Annotated in this window: 17 protein-coding genes and 1 tRNA gene; 10 read left to right on the forward strand and 8 right to left on the reverse strand. The window is 68.2% G+C overall.

The genetic code is table 11. The features are described 5' to 3' along the window. Nucleotides 1–19: 19 nt before the first annotated feature. The 3 genes from gluQRS to phaR all read left to right on the forward strand — a co-directional run bounded on the left by gluQRS (nt 20) and on the right by phaR (nt 2467). The gene (gene gluQRS, locus GGR73_RS06610) at nt 20–919 is read left to right on the forward strand and encodes a tRNA glutamyl-Q(34) synthetase GluQRS (protein WP_184456108.1); all 900 of its coding nucleotides are present in this window, start codon (nt 20–22) and stop codon (nt 917–919) included. Nucleotides 920–1003: 84 nt separating this feature from the next. Next, nucleotides 1004–1744, forward strand: a complete 741-nt coding sequence (gene phbB, locus GGR73_RS06615) for a beta-ketoacyl-ACP reductase (protein ID WP_184456109.1) — start codon at nt 1004–1006, stop codon at nt 1742–1744. A gap of 159 nt (nt 1745–1903) precedes the next feature. Then, the gene (gene phaR, locus GGR73_RS06620; protein WP_024939296.1) at nt 1904–2467 is read left to right on the forward strand and encodes a polyhydroxyalkanoate synthesis repressor PhaR; all 564 of its coding nucleotides are present in this window, start codon (nt 1904–1906) and stop codon (nt 2465–2467) included. 47 nt (nt 2468–2514) lie between these two features. Here the strand turns inward: phaR and GGR73_RS06625 are convergent, their stop codons facing one another. The 6 genes from GGR73_RS06625 to GGR73_RS06650 all read right to left on the reverse strand — a co-directional run bounded on the left by GGR73_RS06625 (nt 2515) and on the right by GGR73_RS06650 (nt 10175). Then, nucleotides 2515–3453, reverse strand: a complete 939-nt coding sequence (locus GGR73_RS06625) for a TraB/GumN family protein (RefSeq protein WP_184456111.1) — start codon at nt 3451–3453, stop codon at nt 2515–2517. A gap of 28 nt (nt 3454–3481) precedes the next feature. Beyond that, entirely contained in the window at nt 3482–4420 is a 939-nt protein-coding gene (locus tag GGR73_RS06630; RefSeq protein WP_104552612.1) for a DUF1684 domain-containing protein, read from the reverse strand. Then, nucleotides 4420–6282 carry a DNA mismatch repair endonuclease MutL gene (gene mutL / locus GGR73_RS06635; RefSeq protein ID WP_184456113.1) on the reverse strand — a complete coding sequence of 621 codons (1863 nt, stop codon included), beginning with the start codon at nt 6280–6282 and terminating at the stop codon, nt 4420–4422. Before mutL ends, GGR73_RS06630 begins: the two co-directional genes overlap by 1 nt. Nucleotides 6283–6419: 137 nt before the next feature. Then, nucleotides 6420–8120 carry an N-acetylmuramoyl-L-alanine amidase gene (locus GGR73_RS06640; protein WP_184456115.1) on the reverse strand — a complete coding sequence of 567 codons (1701 nt, stop codon included), beginning with the start codon at nt 8118–8120 and terminating at the stop codon, nt 6420–6422. Nucleotides 8121–8190: 70 nt separating this feature from the next. Continuing rightward, on the reverse strand, nt 8191–8691 hold the full coding sequence (gene tsaE / locus GGR73_RS06645; RefSeq protein WP_054592731.1) for a tRNA (adenosine(37)-N6)-threonylcarbamoyltransferase complex ATPase subunit type 1 TsaE: 501 nt from the start codon (nt 8689–8691) through the stop codon (nt 8191–8193). After that, nucleotides 8688–10175 carry an NAD(P)H-hydrate dehydratase gene (locus tag GGR73_RS06650; RefSeq protein WP_184456117.1) on the reverse strand — a complete coding sequence of 496 codons (1488 nt, stop codon included), beginning with the start codon at nt 10173–10175 and terminating at the stop codon, nt 8688–8690. The genes tsaE and GGR73_RS06650 overlap by 4 nt, the downstream gene beginning before the upstream one ends. A 24-nt stretch (nt 10176–10199) precedes the next feature. Between GGR73_RS06650 and queG the strand changes: the two genes are divergently transcribed. Next, nucleotides 10200–11267 carry a tRNA epoxyqueuosine(34) reductase QueG gene (queG, locus tag GGR73_RS06655; RefSeq protein ID WP_024939290.1) on the forward strand — a complete coding sequence of 356 codons (1068 nt, stop codon included), beginning with the start codon at nt 10200–10202 and terminating at the stop codon, nt 11265–11267. Between the two features lie 54 nt (nt 11268–11321). Further along, nucleotides 11322–12662, forward strand: coding sequence for an exodeoxyribonuclease VII large subunit (gene xseA, locus GGR73_RS06660; RefSeq protein WP_054592734.1), 1341 nt, complete (start codon nt 11322–11324; stop codon nt 12660–12662). 231 nt (nt 12663–12893) lie between these two features. Here xseA and GGR73_RS06665 read toward each other — a convergent pair whose 3' ends face one another. Continuing rightward, nucleotides 12894–14141: a virulence factor gene (locus GGR73_RS06665; RefSeq protein WP_039529874.1), complete on the reverse strand. Its 1248-nt coding sequence runs from the start codon at nt 14139–14141 to the stop codon at nt 12894–12896. A 249-nt stretch (nt 14142–14390) separates the two neighbouring features. Further along, nucleotides 14391–16256 (reverse strand): formylglycine-generating enzyme family protein, encoded by a 1866-nt coding sequence (locus GGR73_RS06670; protein ID WP_184456119.1) that lies wholly within the window; start codon nt 16254–16256, stop codon nt 14391–14393. A 97-nt stretch (nt 16257–16353) separates the two neighbouring features. On the opposite strand from GGR73_RS06670, the gene rnd reads away from it, so the two are divergent. The 5 genes from rnd (at nt 16354) to GGR73_RS06695 (ending at nt 20114) form a co-directional block, all read left to right on the forward strand. Next, the gene (gene rnd, locus GGR73_RS06675; RefSeq protein ID WP_184456121.1) at nt 16354–17448 is read left to right on the forward strand and encodes a ribonuclease D; all 1095 of its coding nucleotides are present in this window, start codon (nt 16354–16356) and stop codon (nt 17446–17448) included. A 472-nt stretch (nt 17449–17920) separates the two neighbouring features. Next, nucleotides 17921–18322: an H-NS histone family protein gene (locus GGR73_RS06680; protein ID WP_039516171.1), complete on the forward strand. Its 402-nt coding sequence runs from the start codon at nt 17921–17923 to the stop codon at nt 18320–18322. Between the two features lie 89 nt (nt 18323–18411). After that, a tRNA-Ala gene (locus GGR73_RS06685) sits at nt 18412–18487 on the forward strand. A 172-nt stretch (nt 18488–18659) separates the two neighbouring features. Beyond that, nucleotides 18660–18836 carry a hypothetical protein gene (locus tag GGR73_RS06690; RefSeq protein ID WP_162839012.1) on the forward strand — a complete coding sequence of 59 codons (177 nt, stop codon included), beginning with the start codon at nt 18660–18662 and terminating at the stop codon, nt 18834–18836. Nucleotides 18837–19034: 198 nt separating this feature from the next. Then, nucleotides 19035–20114, forward strand: a complete 1080-nt coding sequence (locus tag GGR73_RS06695; RefSeq protein ID WP_184431318.1) for a sensor domain-containing diguanylate cyclase — start codon at nt 19035–19037, stop codon at nt 20112–20114. Nucleotides 20115–20178: the final 64 nt, after the last annotated feature.

Raw genomic sequence — 20178 nt, forward strand, 5'->3', positions numbered from 1 at the left:
ACCGACGATTCAGCCGATCATGCCAGCTCTCCCCTACCGCGGCCGCTTCGCACCCTCCCCGACCGGCCCGCTGCACTTCGGCTCCCTGCTAGCGGCATTCGGCAGCTGGCTGCTGGCGCGGCATGCCGGCGGTCAGTGGTGTGTGCGCATCGAAGACATCGATCCGCCACGTGCCGAACCCGGCGCCTCCGCACGCCAACTGCGCACGCTGGCCGCCTTCGGCCTGCACTCGGACTTGCCGGTGCTGTATCAATCCGAGCGCCACGCACAGTACGACGCCGCCGTCACCACCTTGCTGGAGGCGGGACTGGCGTTCGAATGCAGCTGCAGCCGGGCCGACCTTGCCGGCATGGGCGGCATCCACCACGCCTGCGTGGCGCCGCTGGGCGCTCGCCGTGCGGTGCGCCTGCGGGTGCCGCCACAGCCGCCGGTCAGCTTCGACGACGCGCTGCAGGGCCACGTGGTGCAGGACGTGCATGCCGAGGTCGGCGACGTGGTGCTGCGCCGCGCCGATGGCTACTGGGCGTACCAGCTGGCGGTGGTGGTCGACGATGCCGCGCAGGCCATCACCGATGTCGTGCGCGGCGCCGACCTGCTCGACTCCACCCCGCGCCAGTTGTTGCTGCAGCGCGCACTGGGCCTGCCGCAACCGCGCTACCTGCACCTGCCGCTGATCCTGGATCACACCGGCCGCAAGCTGTCCAAGTCGCACGCTGCGCCTGCGCTGGACGATGCCGATCCGCAACCGACCCTGCGCGCCGCCTGGGCCGTGCTGGGACAGCAGCCGGCAGCCTTGCCGCGCCGGGCGGCGCTGGACACCTTGCTGCAGCATGCGGTGCAGCATTTTTCGCCACAGCGCTTGCCCCGGCACCTGCATCTGGACGCGAACGGACGCGCATCGCAGCCCCGGCGTGACTAGAATTGCGCCCCGGCACCGGCGTCGGGCCAGGCAGCGCGCCTGTGCCCCGCCCGCCCCCAGTCTTACCTGTCCATTGGAGTCGTCATGACATCTCGCGTCGTATTGGTCACCGGCGGCACCGGCGGTATCGGCACCGCCATCTGCAAGCGCCTGGCCGACCAGGGCCACCGGGTGGCCAGCAACTTCCGCAACGCCGAAAAGGCCCAGGCGTGGCAGCAGCGCATGCAGACCCAGGGCTACGACATCGCCCTGTTCCACGGCGATGTGGCGTCCTCCGAACATGCGCGCAGCCTGGTCGAAGACGTCCAGGCAGCGCTGGGGCCGATCGAAATACTGGTCAACAACGCCGGCATCACCCGCGACACCACCTTCCATCGCATGACTGCCGAGCAATGGCATGACGTCATCAACACCAATCTCAACTCGGTGTTCAACGTCACCCGCCCGGTGATCGAAGGCATGCGCCAGCGCGGCTGGGGACGGGTGATCCAGATCAGTTCGATCAATGGCCTGAAGGGCCAGTACGGGCAGGCCAATTACGCGGCCGCCAAGGCTGGCATGCATGGCTTCACCATTTCGCTGGCACGCGAAAATGCCGCGTTCGGAGTGACCGTCAATACCGTGTCGCCGGGGTATGTGGCCACCGACATGGTGATGGCGGTCCCGGAAGAGGTGCGCGCCAAGATCGTTGCCGACATCCCCACCGGCCGCCTGGGCCGGCCGGAAGAAATCGCCTATGCGGTGGCATTCCTGGTTGCGGAAGAGGCCGCCTGGATTACCGGCTCCAACCTGGATATCAACGGCGGCCACCACATGGGCTGGTGAGCTTTGCTGCAACTTTGCGATGCAGCATAAAAAAGCCTTGAAAATCATGCTGCGCAACATTTTTTATGTGTCTACTTAAGAAAATAAGGCCTTGTGGCGGTTGCAAGGGCTGCTGCGGTGCGCCATCCTGCGCGCACTATCGTTGTGAGTGAACGTTCCATGGCCGGACTTCGCATCATCAAGAAGTATCCCAATCGCCGTCTCTACGACACGGAAATTTCCAGCTACATCACCATCGAGGATGTGCGTCAGCTCATCATCGACGGCGAAGAATTCGAGGTACGCGACGCCAAGAGCGGCGAAGACCTCAGCCGCGCAGTCTTGCTGCAGATCATTGCCGACCGCGAGCAGGACGGCGAGCCGATGCTGTCGACCCAGTTGCTGAGTCAGATCATCCGTTTCTACGGCGACTCGCTGCAGGGCTTCATGGGCAACTACCTGGAGCGCAGCATGCAGGTGTTCCTGGATCAGCAGCAGCAGTTCCGCCAACAGATGGGCAACCTGCTCGGGCAGACCCCGTGGGCGATGATGAACCAGCTGACCGAGCGCAACCTGGAGTTGTGGCAGGAGTTCCAGCGCAACTTTGGCGCCGGCTTCGGCCGTCCGGGCGGCCCCGGCACGCCGCCGACCCCGCCGGGTGCCAGCGGCATGGGCAGCGGCCCGATGGGCACCGGCACGCACGGCACTGCCGGCAGCGCCGGCAAGGCCCGCAACCGCGGGTAACCCACGCGCGGCGCCGGGAGCCGTGACACGCTCCGCGGCGCCACCGATCAGCGGCTTGCCTGCCCCGCGCAGGCCGAGCAGATCCGCTCCACGTGATAGCCCCGTGCGCGCAGACGCTCCACCACGCCATCGCTTCCCAGCAGGTGCAGCGCACCGACCACCACCAGCGTGGTCCCGCTGCCCTTGCCCAGCCGCTGCTCCAGCCGCGGCACCCAGCGCGCATTGCGCTCGACATTGATGTCCTGGTACAGCGCCGGGTAGTGCTGCCGCATTTCTTCGGCCATCTGCATGGACAGGGTACGCACATCGCCACTGCGCCAGGCCGCGTGCAGCTCACGTAGCTGATCGTTGGCGCCGGCATCGTCCAGCGATTCCTCCAGCAGCTGATGCTGTTCGGTGGGCGACATGCCATCGAGCAAGGCAATCTGCTCTTCGGCACGCTCCAGCCCATCGGCCGGTTTGCCACCGGCCTGTGCCTGCGCCATCAGGTAATGGTCCAGACCGGCGTTCGGGTCCATGCCTTGCCGGCTCATCTCCGCCAGGCTGATCGTCAGCGCCACGAACCAGGGTTCCAGGGTCTGCAAGCTGTCCACCGGCATCCCGTGTTTGCGGGCATAGGTGGTCAGCGCCTGCCAGGTCTTCGGATCCAGTACGTCCTGCAGGCGACGCCCGTCGCTGCGCTGCGCCGCCTGCAGCATGCGGCCGGCCAGCTCGGGCGATTGCGCATCGGAGGGCGGCAGTTCGAACACCAGCCGGTCGGCCTTGGCGAAGGCCTGCATCACATCCGGCGACAACGGGTAATCGCTGGGCTTGAGCACATGGAACGAACCCAGCAGATACAGCGTGCCGCCCTTGCCATCCACCTTCCACAACAGCGGCACCGGCGCATCGCTGCCGGCGCGCGCCCAGGTCGGCGCGACCGCTCCGCTCCATAACGCCAGAGCGATGACCGCACTGTTGGACCAGGCTATCAACCGGGCGCGCATGCTTGCCTTCACCACGTTGGTCTCCACGTCAGTGCGGCACCTTGTAGGTCTTCTCGCCGGCCGACACCGCCAGGTCGATGCGGTTTTCCGGTGGCGGCAGCGGACAGGTCGCAAAGGGGGTGAACGCGCACGGCGGGTTGTAGGCACGGTTGAAATCGACGACCACATGCCCGGAGGCGTCGGGCACGTCCAGGTCGAGAAAGCGCCCGGCCGGATAGCTGCCGTGCCCACTGGTGCGGTCGGCGAACACCACGAACATCGGCCGCCCGGGTTCGCCAATGGTCTCCAGCCGATACGCCTTGCCATCGCGCTCGAAGGTGATTGCCCCGGCGTTGGGTTGTTCGCTGCTGATGCCGACGATGTCCACGATCGGAATGGTCTTGCCGACATCATTGGGCACATAGCGCGCACTGATGCGCCAGGACGGATCGACCGGCCAGTAGTCCAGCCCGGCGAAGTGGCTGCGCGATGGCGCGTCGGCATGCTTGACCCGCAGCGCGTTGCGGTCGCCGCGATGGATCAGGCTCAACACGCCCTTGCCGTCATCGAAATGGATGAAGGTCGGCTGCGGGTCGCGATCGGACTGGAAGCGGATCCTGCCGGTCAGCGGCTTGCCGTCGACGGTCAATGCTGCGCCGCGCTCGGGCACGAACCAGACCGTATCGGCCTCGGTCGCGACCATGCCCATCTTGGGTGGCCCGACCGCCAGCCTGATGCCGCTGTCGGCACTGCTGCCGATGTAATGCGCCTTCAGCGACAGCCAGTGCAGGCCGACCAGGCTGGTCCAGCCATCGGGCGCGCGCAACTCGGTCAGGCGCGCTTCGCGCCAGGCCGCGTTGTCGGCCAGGAAGGCCTTGTCGAGTGCGGCCGGCGCTGCCGGTGGCGATGCATCCTTGCCGCAGCCGGCCAGCGCCGCACACACCAGCATGCCGAGCAGCCAGCGGTTCCCCTTGTGCAATACAGCCATCAGCGCCCCCTCAGGAACCAGCGATCGATTTCGCCCAGCGTAAACCGTGCCCAGGTCGGTCGGCCATGGTTGCATTGGCCCGAGCGCTCGGTGACTTCCATATCGCGCAGCAGTGCATTCATTTCCGGCACGGTCAGGCGCCGGTTCGCGCGCACCGCGCCGTGGCACGCCATCGTGGAGAGCAGTTCGTCGCGCGCACTGGCAATGCGCCGGCTCTGGCCATGCTCGCGCAGATCGCCGAGCACATCGCGCAACAACGCCTCCGGGTCGGCATTGGCAAGCAGCGCGGGAATGCTGCGCACATGCAGCGACTGCGGGCCGGCGCGGGTGATCTCGAAGCCCAGGCTGGCCAGCGTGTCGGCTTCGCGCTCGGCGGTGTCGGCCTCGCGCTCGCCCACCGCCAGCGTCATCGGCACCAGCAGCGGTTGTGCGTGCAGGCCGATGCTGTCGTGCGCGTTCTTCAGCCGCTCGTAGCCGATGCGTTCGTGCGCGGCATGCATGTCCACCACGATCAGGCCTTCGGCGTTCTCGGCCAGGATGTAGATGCCGTGCAACTGCGCGACGGCATACCCCAGCGGCGGCACGCCACTGTCTGCGGCAGTCGCCGGCAGGCCCATCCCGGCGCCCTCCGGCAAGGCGGCAGACTGCTGCGTGCCACTGGACGGCGGCGCATACAGCGCGCTATAGGCCGCACGCGCCTCGTCCACGCGCAGGCCCAGTGGAGTCTGCGATGGCGTCCACTGACCATAGCCGGCACCGCCGCCACCGCCTCCGCCTCCGCCTCCGTAGTTTGGTCGGTCGAGCATGCCGCCCGGCGCCGCAACCGCGTCGCTGGCGCCCTCGGCGCCAAGGCTGTTGGGCATCGCACCGGCACGCGTATGCGCCAGCGCGTCCTGCAAGGTGCGGTAGACGAAGTCGTGGATCAGCCGCGCCTCACGGAAACGCACCTCGTGCTTGGCCGGATGCACGTTGACGTCCACACGCGCCGGATCCAGTTCCAGGAACAGCACGTAGGCCGGCTGGCGCCCATGGAACAGCACATCGCCATAGGCCATCTTGACCGCGTGCGCGACGCTGCGATCGCGCACCGAGCGGCCATTGACGTAGAGATACTGCTGGTCGGTACTGGCGCGCGAGTAATGCGGCTGCGCGACCCAGCCATGCAGCCGCAGGCCGGCGCCACTGTGATCGACGCGCAAGGCCTGCCGTGCGAAATCCTCGCCCAGCGTTTCGCCCAGCCGCGCATCCGAATACAGATCGCCCGGCTTGTAGCGACGCGACGGTTTGCCGTTGTGCGAGACCCGCAATTCCACATCCGGGCGCGCCAACGCCAACGAGCGCAGCCATTCTTCGATATGCCCAAGCTCGGTGCGCTCGGCACGCAGGAACTTGCGCCGCGCCGGCACGTTGAAGAACAGCTCGCGCACTTCGACCGTGGTGCCGGGCGCATGCGCGCGTGGCATCACCTCGCTCAGGCGCCCGCCATCGATCTCCAATGCGGAGCCATGTTCGGCATCGTGGCGCCGCGAGATCAGCGTGAAACGGCTGACCGAGGCGATCGACGGCAGGGCTTCGCCGCGGAATCCGAGCGTGGCCACGGTCTCCAGATCGTCCAGCGATGCGATCTTGCTGGTGGCATGCCGCGACACCGCCAGCGGCAGTTCGTCGGGGGCGATGCCGCCACCGTTGTCGCGGATACGGATCAGCCGCACGCCGCCCTCTTCCAGCTCGATATCCACGCGGGTGGCGCCGGCATCGAGTGCGTTTTCGACCAGTTCCTTGACCACCGACGCAGGCCGCTCGACGACTTCGCCGGCAGCAATCTGGTTGATCAGGATCTCGGGGAGCTGACGGATCGCCATCAGCACAGGCGCTCGCACTGGACGCAGACTGCAGAGCGCATCGGGGGTGTCACAGGCAAGACAGAGGTCGGCACGGCAATCCGGCGGCGCGCAGGCGCCGTCATCAAGGAATCAGTGCGGAATGATAGCCGAGCGGCTCAGCGGCTGCCGCCGGCCACGGTGCCAGCGCTGGCATCGGCTTCGGCCTGCGCGCGCGCGGCAAACAGGGTGCCCGGCGGCGGCTGGCGGGTGAAGAAGGTATCGATGCCATCCAGCACGGCCGAGGCGATCTTGCGCTGGTAGGCCGGGTCGATCAGCCGGCGCTCTTCGTCCGGATTGGAAATGAAGGCGGTTTCCACCAGCATCGCCGGCATGTCGGAGGTGCGCAGCACCGCAAAGTTGGCGCGCTCCAGCTGCGGCTTGTGATTGTTGCCGATCCGCTTGAGGCCGCCGAGCACGTGCCCTGCCGCATCTTCGGAGGCCTTCATGTGGCCACTCTGCGCCAGGTCCAGCAACACGTTGGCCAGCGTGCTTTCGGTCTGCTGCAGACGCACCCCGCCGACCAGGTCGGCGGCATTTTCCTTGTCGGCCAGCCAGCGCGCGCGCTGCGAGGAGGCGCCCTTGGTCGACAGTACATAGACCGACGAGCCAGTCGCACTGCGGTTTTCGGCAGCGTCGGCGTGGATGGAGATGAAGATGTCGGCCTTGGCGGCGCGTGCCTTCTGCGCGCGCATCGGCAGCGGAATGAACACGTCGGTATCGCGCGTCAGGTAGGCCTTCATGCCGGGCGTGGCATTGATCTGGCGCGCCAGTTCGCGGCCGACTGCCAGGGTGACGTCTTTTTCGCGCTTGCCAGTGGGACCCATGGCGCCAGGATCCTGGCCGCCGTGTCCCGGATCGATGGCGACGATCAGCGGCCGCATGCCCGGTGCCATCTTGATCCGCGAGGCCTCGCTGGGCAGCACCGGACGCGGCGGCAGGTCATCGCTGTCCGCCGAGGCCATACTGCCGGCAGCCGCATTCGGCATGGCAGCCATGGCATTGGCGGATGCAGCACCCAGCGGCGCGTTGCCGCCATTCAAGATCGCAGCTGGCGATGCGGCGTTGCCTGGCAGCGCCGAGCCGGGCGCGGCACCGGCGGTGGAGACGGTGACGCGGTTCGGGGTGCCGGCGGTGCTTGCTGGCGTGGCCGTGCTGGTCGTCACCGCGGTCGTGGCGGTGCCTGGACGCGGTGTCGGCACGCCGGTGGCGACCGTGGTCGGTACCGGTGCCGGAGTCACGCTGGGCATGGCCGACGCAGGCACATACGGCGCGGGCGCCGGAGCAGGCGGCACCACCGACGCACGCTGCGCAGACGCCGCCAACGCAGCGGTTGCGCGGGCGGCTTCCGATTGTGCATTGGCCGGGCGCGGCAGCGGCGCGGCAGGCGCGGCGGTGGTGGCCACCGTGCCGGCAGCCGGCGGATCGCCCGGCCACTCGATCACCAGGGTGGATGCACTACCCAGTGTCTGCATCTGCGGCTTCAACGGGGTCACCGGCGTTGCCAGCTCGAATACCACCCGGAAGGTGCCCGGTACCGGTTGACCGGTACGCACCGACGTCACCAGGCCGGCAGCCGGCGGCAGCTTGAGGCCGCGCACACCCGAGGAATCGGGAAAGTCCACCACCAGCCGATTGGGGTTGGCCAGCGACAGCGTCTTGAATCCGCCGCTACCGGCGAGCTGGATCTCCGCACGCGTGCCGGTGGCACCGGTGCTGACGCCCACGCCCTTGATTTCGCCGGCCCACGCAGCAAAAACCGCCAGGCTGAGGCTGGCGGTCACGGTGGAAACACAGAACTGGCGGAACCCCGGTGTCATGGCGCTGGATTCAATCACCCAAACGTGGGAATTGCAAGGTGATTTCCCTTAATAATCCACAACCTGGCGTTCATTCTTCCTGTGAGCTGGCACAAAGGGACTGCAACTGAGGCAAGTCCGACAGCCGCCTCAGCCAGTCGCGGCCGGTTTCGCTGCGGCCCAGCAACGTCACGCTGCGCCCCTCGCCGTCGACTGCCAGTTCCACGTCCAGATCCACCGGCGGCAATGCACCAGCGCCGCGTTCCGGCCATTCGACCAGCCACAGGCTGGCGCTGCCCTCGTCGAGCCCGAGAAAATCCAGTTCCCCGGCCTGCCCGATGCGGTACAGATCCAGATGCCAGGCCTCGTCGCCAGTGCCGAGCGGATAGCGCTCGACCAGCGTGTAGGTGGGGCTGCGAATCGGCCCGGTGACGCCTAGTGCGCGCAGCAGGGCGCGCGCCAGCGTGGACTTGCCGGCGCCGAGATCGCCGTGCAGTTGCACCATCGCGCGGGTGGGCCGCACCGCGGCCAGGGCCTGCCCCAGGGTTTCGGTGGCCTGCGCATCGACCAGGTGTGCGCTGAGTTGGCTCATGCAATGGCTCCGGCATTGGCGAGGCGGCGCAGTTCGGGCAGCAGATCGGTCGGCAGCAGGCCGCGCTCGCCCGCGCGCGCAGCTGCATCGCCGGCACAGGCATGCAACAAGGCGCCCAAGCTGGCGGCATCGAAGGGCGACCAGCCCTGGGCCAGCAAGGCCGCGATCACGCCAGTCAGCAGGTCGCCCATGCCGCCGACCGCCATGCCCGGATTGCCGGCATCGATGATGCGCGGCACTGCGTGCGGCGCGGCGATCACGCTGCCGGCGCCCTTGAGCACCACCACTGCATCGAAACGTTTGGCCAATGCGTCTGCGGCAGCCAGTCGATCCTGCTGAACCTGCCTGGTCGACATCCCCAGCAGACGTCCAGCCTCGCCGGGATGCGGGGTCAACACGCGCGGGCCGCGCGCCGGAACCGGGTTGGCAGCCAGCAGATTCAGGCCATCGGCATCGATGACCACGGCGCTGTCCGAGGCCAGCACCGCGCGCCACAACTGCTGCGCCCAGGCGTCCTGCCCCAGGCCCGGACCCAGCGCGACCACGTCGGCGGCGTCAGCCAACGCGGCGATGTCGTCGTCGGCCTGCACCGCACGCACCATCGCTTCCGGGCAGCGCGCCAGCAGCGGTGCGACGTGCTCGGCGCGGGTGGCGACCTGCACCAGCCCTGCCCCGCTGCGCAGGGCCGCTTCGGCGGTGAGCATGATCGCGCCGCCGCTGCCGAGGTTGCCGCCGACGCACAGCACGCGACCGGACTCGCCCTTGTGCGTATTGCGTCGCCGCGGGCGCAACTGCGCGGCCAGGGCGTCGATGTTCCAGCTGTGCGCGGCCGGCGCCAGGCCGTCGAACGCGGCATCCGGCACGTCCAGCGACGCGGTTGCGCGCGTGCCGGCATGCTCCAGCGCATCGCCGGTATAGAGCCCCAGGTGCGGCACGATGAACTGCAAGGTGGCCTGCGCGCGCACCGCGGCACCGAAGGCCACGCCATGATCGGCATCGATGCCGCTGGGCACATCCAGTGCGAGCACCGGCACACCGGCGGCGTTGATGGCGTCGATCAAGGCGGTGGTCTCGGCGTCGGGCGCGCGGTTGAGGCCGATGCCGAACAGCGCATCGACGATCACATCGGCCTGCGCCAGCGACGAGGGAAACAGCTCGATCGCGCCGCCCACGCCCAGATAGTCGGTACAGGCGCGTTGCGCCAGCGGCGATGCCGGGCCGTGCTCGGGGAGATGCACCACCTGCACCTGGCGCCCGGCCCGCTGCGCCAGGCGTGCCAGCACATAGCCATCGCCACCATTGTTGCCGGTGCCGCAGACCACCACGATGCGGCGCGCCCGCGGCCAGCGCTCCAGCAGATGCTGCCAGGCGGCCTGCCCGGCGCGCTGCATCAAGATGTAACCGTCGCCGCCGAGCAGCGTGGTGGCCTGCGTGTCCAGCCTTCGCGCGGCGGCGGTGTCGTAAAGATCGAGCGGTGCGTACATGCCGGGAATTCTATACTTGTCGCCATGTCTGCCGTCCTTGCCCGCCCCGACCCCACCGACGCTGCCGCGCGCATCCGCGCGCTCGCGCGCGAGGCCGGCTTCCAACGCTGCGGCATCACCGGCATCGAGCTCGGCGAAGACGAGGCGCATCTGCGCAGCTGGCTGGAAGAAGGCCTGTACGGGACCATGCACTGGATGGCCCAGCACGGCGACAAGCGTTCGCGCCCGCAGGAGCTGGTGCCGGGCACCTTGCGCGTGCTGTCGGTCGGCATGGACTACGGCCGCAAGGACGACACTGAGGCCTGGAACACCTTGCACGACGGCCGCCGCGCCTACGTGGCGCGCTACGCACTGGGGCGCGATTACCACAAGCTGATGCGCAACCGGCTGCAGAAACTGGCCGAGCGTATCCAGGGCGAAGTCGGCGCGTTCGGCTATCGGGTCTTCGTGGATTCGGCACCGGTGCTGGAGCGCGCACTGGCGCGAAATGCCGGGCTGGGCTGGATCGGCAAACACACCTGCCTGATCGATCGCAATGGCGGCTCATGGTTCTTCCTGGGCGAGATCTACCTCGATCTGCCCTTGCCCATCGACACCCCGGCCACTGCGCATTGCGGCACCTGCACGCGCTGCATCGACGTCTGCCCGACCCAGGCCATCATCGCCCCGTACCGGCTGGATGCGCGCCGCTGCATCGCCTATCTCACCATCGAACACGACGGCGCGATTCCCGAGCAGATGCGCAAGCCGATCGGCAACCGCATCTTCGGTTGCGACGACTGCCAGCTGGTCTGCCCCTGGAACAAGTTCGCCCAGCGCACCGACGAAGCCGATTTCCGCGCCCGCAACGAGCTGGATGTGGCGACGCTGCCGCAGCTGTTCGCCTGGGACGAAGACGAGTTCCTGCGCCGCACCGAAGGCAGCCCGATCCGTCGCAGCGGCCATCAACGCTGGCTGCGCAACATCGCGGTCGGCCTGGGCAATGCGCCCGGTACGCCGGAGGTGTTGGCGGCGCTGGAAGCGCGCCGCCACGACGCCTCGGAGCTGGTGCGCGAACACGTGGGTTGGGCGCTGGCGCAACACGGCTTGTGAGGTCCCGCCCGATGCGCTCACGCATGCGCATCGCCGCTGCGGGATAATGCGGCGATGGCCGACCGCAACGAACAGATCCTCACCCCCAGCCAGCTCAATACGCTGGCACGCGACCTGCTGGAAGGCAGCTTTCCGCTGGTCTGGGTGGAGGCAGAGCTGAGCAGCGTCACGCGCCCCTCCTCGGGCCATCTGTACTTCACGCTCAAGGACGCGCGCGCGCAGATCCGTTGCGCGATGTTCAAGCCCAAGAGCACCTGGCTGAAGTTCCAGCCGCGCGAAGGGCTGCGCGTGCTCGCGCGCGGACGTCTCACGCTGTATGAAGCGCGCGGCGACTACCAGCTGGTACTCGACCACATGGAAGAGGCCGGCGAAGGCGCCCTGCGCCGGGCCTTCGACGAACTGCGTGCACGCCTGGCCGCCGAGGGTCTGTTCGACGCCGAGCGCAAGCAGCCGTTGCCGGCGCATGTGCGGCGGCTGGCAGTGATCACCTCGCCCAGCGGTGCGGCGGTGCGCGACGTGCTCAGCGTCCTGGCGCGCCGCTTTCCATTGCTGGAAGTGGACCTGCTGCCCTCGCTGGTGCAGGGCGACAGCGCCGCGGCGCAGATCACCTCGCTGCTGCAGCGCGCCGATGCCTCCGGGCGCTACGACGTCATTCTGATCACCCGCGGCGGCGGCTCGCTGGAAGACCTGTGGGCCTTCAACGACGAACGCCTGGCCCGCGCGATTGCCGCCGCGCACACGCCGGTGGTGTCGGCGGTCGGGCACGAGACCGACTTCAGCCTCAGCGATTTCGTGGCCGATGTGCGCGCGCCCACGCCCTCGGTGGCGGCAGAACTACTGGTGCCCGATCAGCGCGAGCTGGTCGCGCGCGTGCGGCGTGCGCATGCCCGCATGGCCCAGCTGCAGCAGCACGCGCTGGGCAATGCAATGCAGCGCGCCGACCGGCTCGCCCTGCGCCTGCGTGCGCACAGCCCGCAGGCGCGGCTGCAATTGCTGCAACGCCGGCAGCAGGACGCCGGCCGCCAGCTGCGCGCGCGCATGACCCAGGTGCTGGAGCGTCTGCAGGCACGCCTGCAACGGACGCAGGCGCGCCTGCACGCGCACAACCCGCAACGTGATCTGGCCAGGCTGCAGCAACGACTGCGCGCACTGCATCCGCAGGCAGCGATGCAGCGGCGCCTGCAGCATGACCAACTGCGGCTGCGCAGCCTGGCACGCTCGCTGGAAGCGGTCAGCCCGCTCGCCACCGTCGCGCGTGGCTATGCCATCGTGACCCGCCCCGCCGATGGCAGCGTGGTGCGCAGCGCCGCCGAGGTCAGCGCCGGCGAGCGCCTGCGTGCGCAGCTGGCCGATGGCAGCATCCAGGTGCGGGTCGAACCAGGCAACGACGACTGACGGCGGTAACCACGCTTGCCTGGTTGCCGTGGGCGACCAGCAAGCGCGCACGCATCGCTTTGTCGCGATAACGATGAGCTGAAGGGCGGTCGCCCGAGCAGCGCCGTGGATTGGCACAGAGGGCGCGCCTGGGTGGCGCTATCCAATTCGCCCAGGCGGGCCAAGCCTGGATCAACCCTTCAACGCGCCGCTGACCGCTCCGCGTGCAGATCAGAGGGCATCACCGGCTCTCTAACCATGACTGGGCGTCTGCGCGGCCTGCTGCCAGCCCTGCAGCAGCAGCCCGGCCAGCACCACCGGATCGTGGTCGAAGTGATGCCCGCCCGGACGCGCCACCACCTGCACGCCACGCGCACGCAACTCCGGGCACAGCGTGTCCTTTTCCTGATCGCCATAGATGCATTGCAGGCGATGCGCGTCCAGCGACTGGATCGCCGGCTCCACATCGCGCTCGGCATCGTTATGCCAGCCCAGCCAGCCACCGACACGCACCTTGAAATCGGCTTGATGGGCAAGGCCGAGCAGGCTGACAAACTGCACCGATGCGCGCTGCTGCGGCGACAGCTCGGGATAGGCAAACGGCAGCACATCGGCGCCGAACGAGTAGCCCACCAGCGCGACATGGTGGATATGCCAACGCTGTTGATAGGTCGCAATCACCCGATCCAGGTCCGCCCCGACCTGCTGCGGCGTGCGGCTGGCCCAGAAGTAGCGCAGGCTGTTCCAGCCCACCACCGACACGCCCTGCTGCTGCAATTGCGCGGCAATGCCCTTATCGAGTTCGCGCCAGCCGCCGTCGCCGGACAGCATGACCACCATGCGGTCGCTGCCGGGCGCATGCAGTTCGACCAGCGGCAGATCGCCCACGCCCTGCGCCTGGGCCGTCAGGAAATGGCCCCGGGTGGCCGCAGCGATCTGCATGGGGCTGGCAGCGTCGACCAGGTCGTCGAGGAAGCCTTGATTGGCATCGGGCACGTCGCGCGAGCAGGCCAGGCCACCATCGCTGGCGTCGCCATCGGCGACAACCGCGCCACCCAGCACGTCGGGCGCGGCCGAGGCCAGCGCCTGCCGCGCCAGCACCGCGCCATCGCCCTGCCCCACCAGCACCGGCGGCAGGAACGCGTCGACATGCTCGGCGCGCAGCAACTTCTTGCCCAATCGCTCGGCATCGTCGGCCAGGGAGCTGCAGGCTGCGTGATGCGCGCGCACCCGTTCGCGATAGCTGGCGGTATCGACCACCGCGACCAGCGCGCCGTCGTTGCTCAGCATCTCGGCAAGCCGCTGGCCGTCCTGCGCATGGCCGCTATCGGGCAACAGCACCACCATGGCCTTCGGCGTGCCTTCCGGACGTAGCACCTCCACCGAGCGGTAATGCCCGGCAGTATTTCCGTCCTGCAGATGACGCGCTACGGCGTAGCCACTGCCGCCGATCAGCAGTGCCGCGATGACCCAACGAAACACCTTGATTCCCCAGTCCATCACCGCAATCCTCGCAAGCGCTGGCGCTTGGACCGCGGCCGAGGCGGCCGGTTCCATGGCGATTGCGGGCAGCGTTCGCTGCGGTTAAGCCTGCGCGTCCTGGTCCTGCGGCGGTAAAGGCTAGGCCCTGCCTAGTGCGTTGCGGCCGACGGGCACTGCGGGGGGCGCAAGCCACACCCGGACGGCACGGCGATCGATCTGCGTGCCGGCGCAAAACGCGCATGCGCACTTAATTACTGACTACACCTGCTAGATCCCGCGCGCCACCCGGAAGCCGATCCGTGCGCTGGTGCTGTCCGAGTCCTGCGACTGCCGCCAGGCCGCACGCGTCTGCTGCGGCGAGTTGGCCCAGCTGCCGCCGCGGATCATGCGCTGCCGGCAGCCGGGATTGAACCAGGCGGCACCGTCGGCCGGCGCGCGTCGGTAGCTGGCATGCCAGCAGTCGGCCACCCATTCGCTCAGGTTGCCGCCCATGTCGTGCAGCCCCCAGGCATTGGCGCGAAAGCTGCCGACCGGCGCCGGGCCCCAGAAGCCGTCGCCGTAGCCGACAAAGCCGTTGTTCCAGTGCCGGCCGCTGCGCGAGACATCGTTGCCGCCGGTAAAGTTGCCCGCATCCAGCGGCGGCGAGCCGGCATTGCCCCAGGGATAGCGCCCGCTGGTGCCGGCGCGCACCGCGTATTCGAACTCGGCCTCGCTGGGCACGTGGTAGTGGCGGCCGGTCTGTTCCGACAGCCAGCTCGCATAGGCTTCGGCGTCGCGGATGCTGACGTGCATCACCGGGCTGTTGGGCGCGGCCTGCGCGCCGTTGTAGTCGGACTGCCAATCCACCCCGCTGCGGCGGATGAAGTTGCCGCTGCGCTCGTCGTACACCACCGAGTGCCCGCGCCGGGTGGCACGCGGGCGCGCGCCGGTCGCCTCGACGAACTGGCGGAACTCGGCAACCGTCACTTCGGTGATCGACAACGCAAAGCCGCGCGCGAAACGCACGTAATGCGCCGGGCGCTCGTTGTCGGAGGCGCCGGGCTCGGCATCGCCGGCGCCCATCTGGAACGCGCCATGCGGCACCACGATCATCTGCGGACCGCGCCCGCCGACCTTGAGCCCGTCGGTGAACACCTGCCCGGGGCGGAAGCTGCCGTAATGGGTGGCCAGTTCCAGCCGCCGGCGCAGATCGCCAGCCACCGCATCGCCCGGGTCGGCGATGCGCAGCACCTCGGCCAGTGTTTCGCCAGCCGCCTTGAGGCCGCGGGGCGAGGTGAGATCGTGCAGGCCGGCGTCGTGCAGGGCGGCGATCTGGGCACGACGCATGCGCTCGATGCGCGCACGTGCATCGGCAATGGTCGGTGCGCGCTCACGCACCTGCCCGGCCATCTGCAACCAGTAGCGTGCGCCGATGAAGTCGCTCGCCTCGGCCGCCTGCTCGGCGCGTGCCAGCAGGCCGCTTTCCACTGCAGCCAGCCCCTGGCGCGTGCGCGGGTTGTCCGGATCCAGCTGCGCCGCATCGCGAAAGTTCACCAGCGCCCCGTTGCCGTCTTCGCCCAGGCGGCCGCCACGCAGATCCTCCTCGCCGGCACGGTTGAAGCTCAGCACCCGCTGCGCAGTTTCCACTGCGCGCTGCAGTGCGCGCACCTTCGGGTCCTGCGGAGCGAGCGCCAGCGCCACGATGGCCAGCTCACGCGCCTGTTCCAGCGCGCTGTCCTGACGGTCGGTCTGCGCGATCAGCGCCTGGCCGCGCTCGATCAACCGGCGCCGCGCCTGCTCCAGCCCGCGCCGGCTGGCCGCGTCCTTGCCGTCGGCGCGTTGCTGGATTGCCAGATACAGCGGAATCGCATCGTCGGCGTCGCGATAGAGCCGATCGTCCTTCAATGCCTGGTCGGCGCGCTTGCGCACCTGCGCCAGCGGCTCATCGCCCAGGTCCACTGGCGGCGGCTGCCATTGCGTCACGGTTTCGGCGGATTCTTCGCCACCGATGGACACATTCGGCTTGCTCGGCACCGCGGCGACGGCGGCAGGTTGCGGCGCAGCGGCAGGCGCTGGCGTCGGTGTCCGCGAACAGGCGCACACGCTTAGCGCAACCAATGCCCACGCTGCGATCCGGTTACCGCACTCACCCACCACCTGCTCCTTCCAGTGCTCTGCCGCACGACAGGCGATCGCGACGTTAGGCTATTCTGCGCGTTCTGCGCAAACCCTTGCTGTCGACGGAAATCACGTGCCCCATTGGATCACCCACCCCTCCGAGCTGAGCGAACGCCTGCAGGCATCGCGTCCGTCCCGCATTGGCCTGGATACCGAATTCATTCGCGAACGCACCTACTGGCCGCAACTGGCGCTGGTGCAGATGGCCATCGGCGAGGAGATCCTGCTGATCGACCCGCTGATCCCGGGCATGAACGAGGCGCTCAGGGAATGGTTGACCGCCACCGACATCGTCAAGGTAATGCATAGCGCCAGCGAGGATCTGGTCACCTTCAAATGTGCGTGCGGGGTATTGCCGCGGCCATTGTTCGATACCCAGATCGCCGCCGCGCTGGTAGGTGTGGGGGGTGGCATGGGCTACCAGAAACTGGTGCAGGAAGTGACCGGCACCTTGCTGACCAAGGGCGAGACCCGCTCGGACTGGATGCGTCGCCCGCTGTCGCCTGCGCAGCTGGAGTACGCCGCCGACGATGTGCGTTATCTGTTCGCCATCCACGACGAACTCACCCGCCGCCTGACCGAGCAGAATCGCCTGGGCTGGCTGGCCGAGGACGCCGAGCGCCTGCTCGCCACGGTGGAGCATGACGATGGCGAGCGCTGGCCGCATGTGAGCCTGCGCACCGCGCAGTTTCTTGAGCCTGCAGCGCAGCGCCGCCTGTTGCGCCTGTTGCGCTGGCGCGACCTGCAGGCGCGCCAGAGCGATCGCCCGCGCAGCTGGATTTTGGACAACGAACTGGCCAGCCAGCTGGCGCGGTTTCCGCCCGCCGATTTGGACGCCTTGCTGCGCCAGTTCGACAAGTTTCCCAAGGCGCCGCGCAAGCTCGCCGCCGCAGTATGGGAAGCGCTCAACACGCCGTTGCCCGACGAGGACCATGCACCGCTGGCGCAGGCCGCCACCGACGGCAACAAGGCCGTGCTCAAGCGCCTGCAGGACGCGGTGGCCCAGCGCAGCCGCGAGCTGGGATTGCCCGACGGCATCCTGGCCTCGCGCCGGCATCTGGAAACCCTGATCGAACAGCGCAGCTGGCCCGCACCGCTGGGGCAATGGCGCCGCGAAGCGCTGGAAGCGCAGCTGACGCCGTTGCTGGAAGACGCTGCAGCGCAGTGAGGTGATGTAGTGGTCGCCAGGCCAGACATCCACGCGGTCGTGGCGATGCAGGCAAGGCGCAGGCTGACGTTCGCCAGCTGCGCCTGCACATCGCCCGGCCATGGATCGGACCAGCCATTCGAGCAGCATCCCCGTCGATCGCCGCATCTGCCCTTGCACAGCGCGCCATCGAAGCTCGCGCAGTCCATCGGACATGGTTGGCCATCATGCAGTCAATCTCTGGCCGGCGCTGCACGGAGATGTCATCCCGCCTGGCCTGCTGCTGTATCGTTACGGCCGGGGTCGCCGCCTGCGCAAGCACGCTCGGCGACCTCGCCAGGATACTGCGAACCCGCGACCAGACCCTGTGAATAGCCTGCTCGCGTCATGTGCAGGTGCAGGCACACGCAACGGCCGCCCCCGGGCCACATGCCATAATGACGCGCGCCCATTGGGCAACGTCTCCACCCCCTTATTCCGAGGCCATACCTCTGTGAGCAATACCACCTCCAAACTGGATTCCATTGCACAAGCCAAAGCCAAGCTGCTGGACGAGCTGCAGAAGCTGGAAGAACAGGAAAAGACCGAGCGCGCGAGCGAGGCATCCTCTGCGCATGCCACCATCGTCTCGCTGCTTGAGCAGTTTGCCGGCCACTTCAATACCAAGCAGCGCAACGATATTGCCGCTTACCTGGGCACCACCGCTGCACGCAAGGAAGTGGTCAAGAGCGGCCGCAGCGAAGTCAAGCCGAAGTACGAACTGCCGCACACCGGCGAGACCTGGTCCGGCCGCGGCCGCACGCCCAAGGCCTTTGCCGCCTGGGAAGGCTCGGTGTCGTACAAGGAATGGAAGGCCAAGAACCCGGACCTCAAGTTCCCGCTGGTTCGCGAGTGATTGCCGCAGGATCGCGCCCCCCGGGCGGCGATCCAGGCCGCCAGACTGCTTGGCGAATCGCGCGACATGTGGTTAGAATCCAGGCACGTGGGGCGGTAGCTCAGCTGGGAGAGCGTCGCGTTCGCATCGCGAAGGTCGAGGGTTCGATCCCCTTCCGCTCCACCATTGCTTCAATCGTAAAGGCCTCGGAAACGTCATGTTCCCGGGGCTTTTCCGTTCTGGGCCCCTGCACCGGCAGCGCGTCGGCCTGGTGCATGCCAGGCCCCGGTACGGCCATGTCGCCAGGATCACATCGCGCGCGCTAACGTCCGTTTCATCACCATCCCGGACGCAAGCCATGAGCAACAAGCAGAGCCAGCCCGACAAGGCCGCCGACAATCAGCACGGTGTTTCGGAGAGCCAGCAGGATCGCAAACAGGATGAGGCCGCCAAGCAGCGCCCCGGGCAGAAGGACATGCAGATCCATGACGAACAAACCCGCCGCCCCAAGGGCAACGACGGCCAGGGCGAATGAGGCGCCCGGCAAGGCGGCCCTGCAGCGCGCCAGCGTAACGTCGCTGCCCCGCCCTGCCCGATGTGGCAAGATCGGTGACGGGCGTCATCCGCTGGGGCGGATGAGGTCTGCGCCAACCAACGCGTGCGACGGTCCAAGACACGGTATCGCCATGCGCACATCCATCGCCTGACGGCGCCTTGTTCCGGTGGTCTATCCATGCAGATTCCTGACGCGTCCGCGTTGCACCTCTTTCACGCGACGCTGCTGCCGCGCAACGCCGCCGTTGCGGCGCGACTGCCGGCGAACGAAGACGAACGTCTGGCCGCATTGCAGGACTACCAGCTGCTGGACACTGCACCGGAGCCGGTCTACGACGCCTTCGCCTCGAGCGCGGCCGAGGTCTGCGGGACGCCGATGGCCCTGATTTCGCTGATCGACACGCAGCGCCAGTGGTTCAAATCGAAACTGGGCATGGCGCCACGCGAAACCCCGCGCGAACTGTCGTTCTGTGCGCACGCGATCCTCGAGCCCGATCAGGTGATGGAGGTTGGCGACACCCACCAGGATGCGCGCTTCGTGGGCAATGCGCTGGTCACCGGCGAGCCGCAGATCCGCTTCTATGCCGGCGCCCCGCTGCTGACCTCCGATGGGATCGCGCTGGGCACGCTATGCGTGCTGGATCGCACACCCCGGCGCCTGTCGGCAGCCGAGCGCGACGCACTGCAGGCGCTGGCACGGCAGGTCGTCGACACCATCGAGCTGCGCCGTGCGGCCAAGCTGGTCGAGCTGGACGCGCTGCGCGACGAACTCACCGGCATGTGGAACCGCGCCGGTCTGGAACATGCGCTGCAGACACACGCACAGAGCTCGCCCACTGCCGCCACGCCATCGCTCGCCCTGGCGCTGATCGAGCTGGATGGCTTCAAACGGCTGAGATTGCAGGCGGGCGCCGCGGCGGCGGATGCAACGCTGATCCAGGCTGCCAGGGTGATCGAAGCGCAGTTGCCGGATGCCGCCACGGTGGCACGATTGAGCCGGGATCAACTCTGTATTGCCTTGCCGGAAACAGCGGCAACCAAGGCAATGGAGCTGATCGAGGCTGTGCGCAAGGCGATCGACACGGCAAGCTGGCCAGCCGGCGCACTGACGATCAGCGCAGGGCTGGTCGAGGTGGCAGCCGGTGCCTCGCTCGACAGCAATGCCTTGCTGGCGCGCGCGCGGCACGCCCTGCAGGGCGCGATCGGCAATGGACGCAACCGCGTGCAGCGCTTCAATGGCTGGCATCTGCAGGCCTGAGCGGCAGACCGCGCGTGGGCTCGGCGAGGTAGGCCAGCAGGGCGCTGATCGACACGACTGCGCA

This window comes from Xanthomonas sp. F14, from assembly GCF_014199865.1.

Excerpts from the sequence above, each read along its gene's own strand:
- GGR73_RS06630 (WP_104552612.1), bottom strand. The coding sequence starts at position 4,420 with ATGGCTGTATTGCACAAGGGGAACCGCTGGCTGCTCGGCATGCTGGTG.
- tsaE (WP_054592731.1), bottom strand. The coding sequence starts at position 8,691 with ATGAGCCAACTCAGCGCACACCTGGTCGATGCGCAGGCCACCGAAACC.
- gluQRS (WP_184456108.1), top strand. The coding sequence starts at position 20 with ATGCCAGCTCTCCCCTACCGCGGCCGCTTCGCACCCTCCCCGACCGGC.
- GGR73_RS06640 (WP_184456115.1), bottom strand. The coding sequence starts at position 8,120 with ATGACACCGGGGTTCCGCCAGTTCTGTGTTTCCACCGTGACCGCCAGC.
- GGR73_RS06690 (WP_162839012.1), top strand. The coding sequence starts at position 18,660 with ATGAGCAACAAGCAGAGCCAGCCCGACAAGGCCGCCGACAATCAGCAC.
- queG (WP_024939290.1), top strand. The coding sequence starts at position 10,200 with ATGTCTGCCGTCCTTGCCCGCCCCGACCCCACCGACGCTGCCGCGCGC.
- GGR73_RS06665 (WP_039529874.1), bottom strand. The coding sequence starts at position 14,141 with ATGGACTGGGGAATCAAGGTGTTTCGTTGGGTCATCGCGGCACTGCTG.
- mutL (WP_184456113.1), bottom strand. The coding sequence starts at position 6,282 with ATGGCGATCCGTCAGCTCCCCGAGATCCTGATCAACCAGATTGCTGCC.
- phbB (WP_184456109.1), top strand. The coding sequence starts at position 1,004 with ATGACATCTCGCGTCGTATTGGTCACCGGCGGCACCGGCGGTATCGGC.
- GGR73_RS06650 (WP_184456117.1), bottom strand. The coding sequence starts at position 10,175 with ATGTACGCACCGCTCGATCTTTACGACACCGCCGCCGCGCGAAGGCTG.
- xseA (WP_054592734.1), top strand. The coding sequence starts at position 11,322 with ATGGCCGACCGCAACGAACAGATCCTCACCCCCAGCCAGCTCAATACG.
- GGR73_RS06695 (WP_184431318.1), top strand. The coding sequence starts at position 19,035 with ATGCAGATTCCTGACGCGTCCGCGTTGCACCTCTTTCACGCGACGCTG.
- phaR (WP_024939296.1), top strand. The coding sequence starts at position 1,904 with ATGGCCGGACTTCGCATCATCAAGAAGTATCCCAATCGCCGTCTCTAC.
- GGR73_RS06625 (WP_184456111.1), bottom strand. The coding sequence starts at position 3,453 with ATGCGCGCCCGGTTGATAGCCTGGTCCAACAGTGCGGTCATCGCTCTG.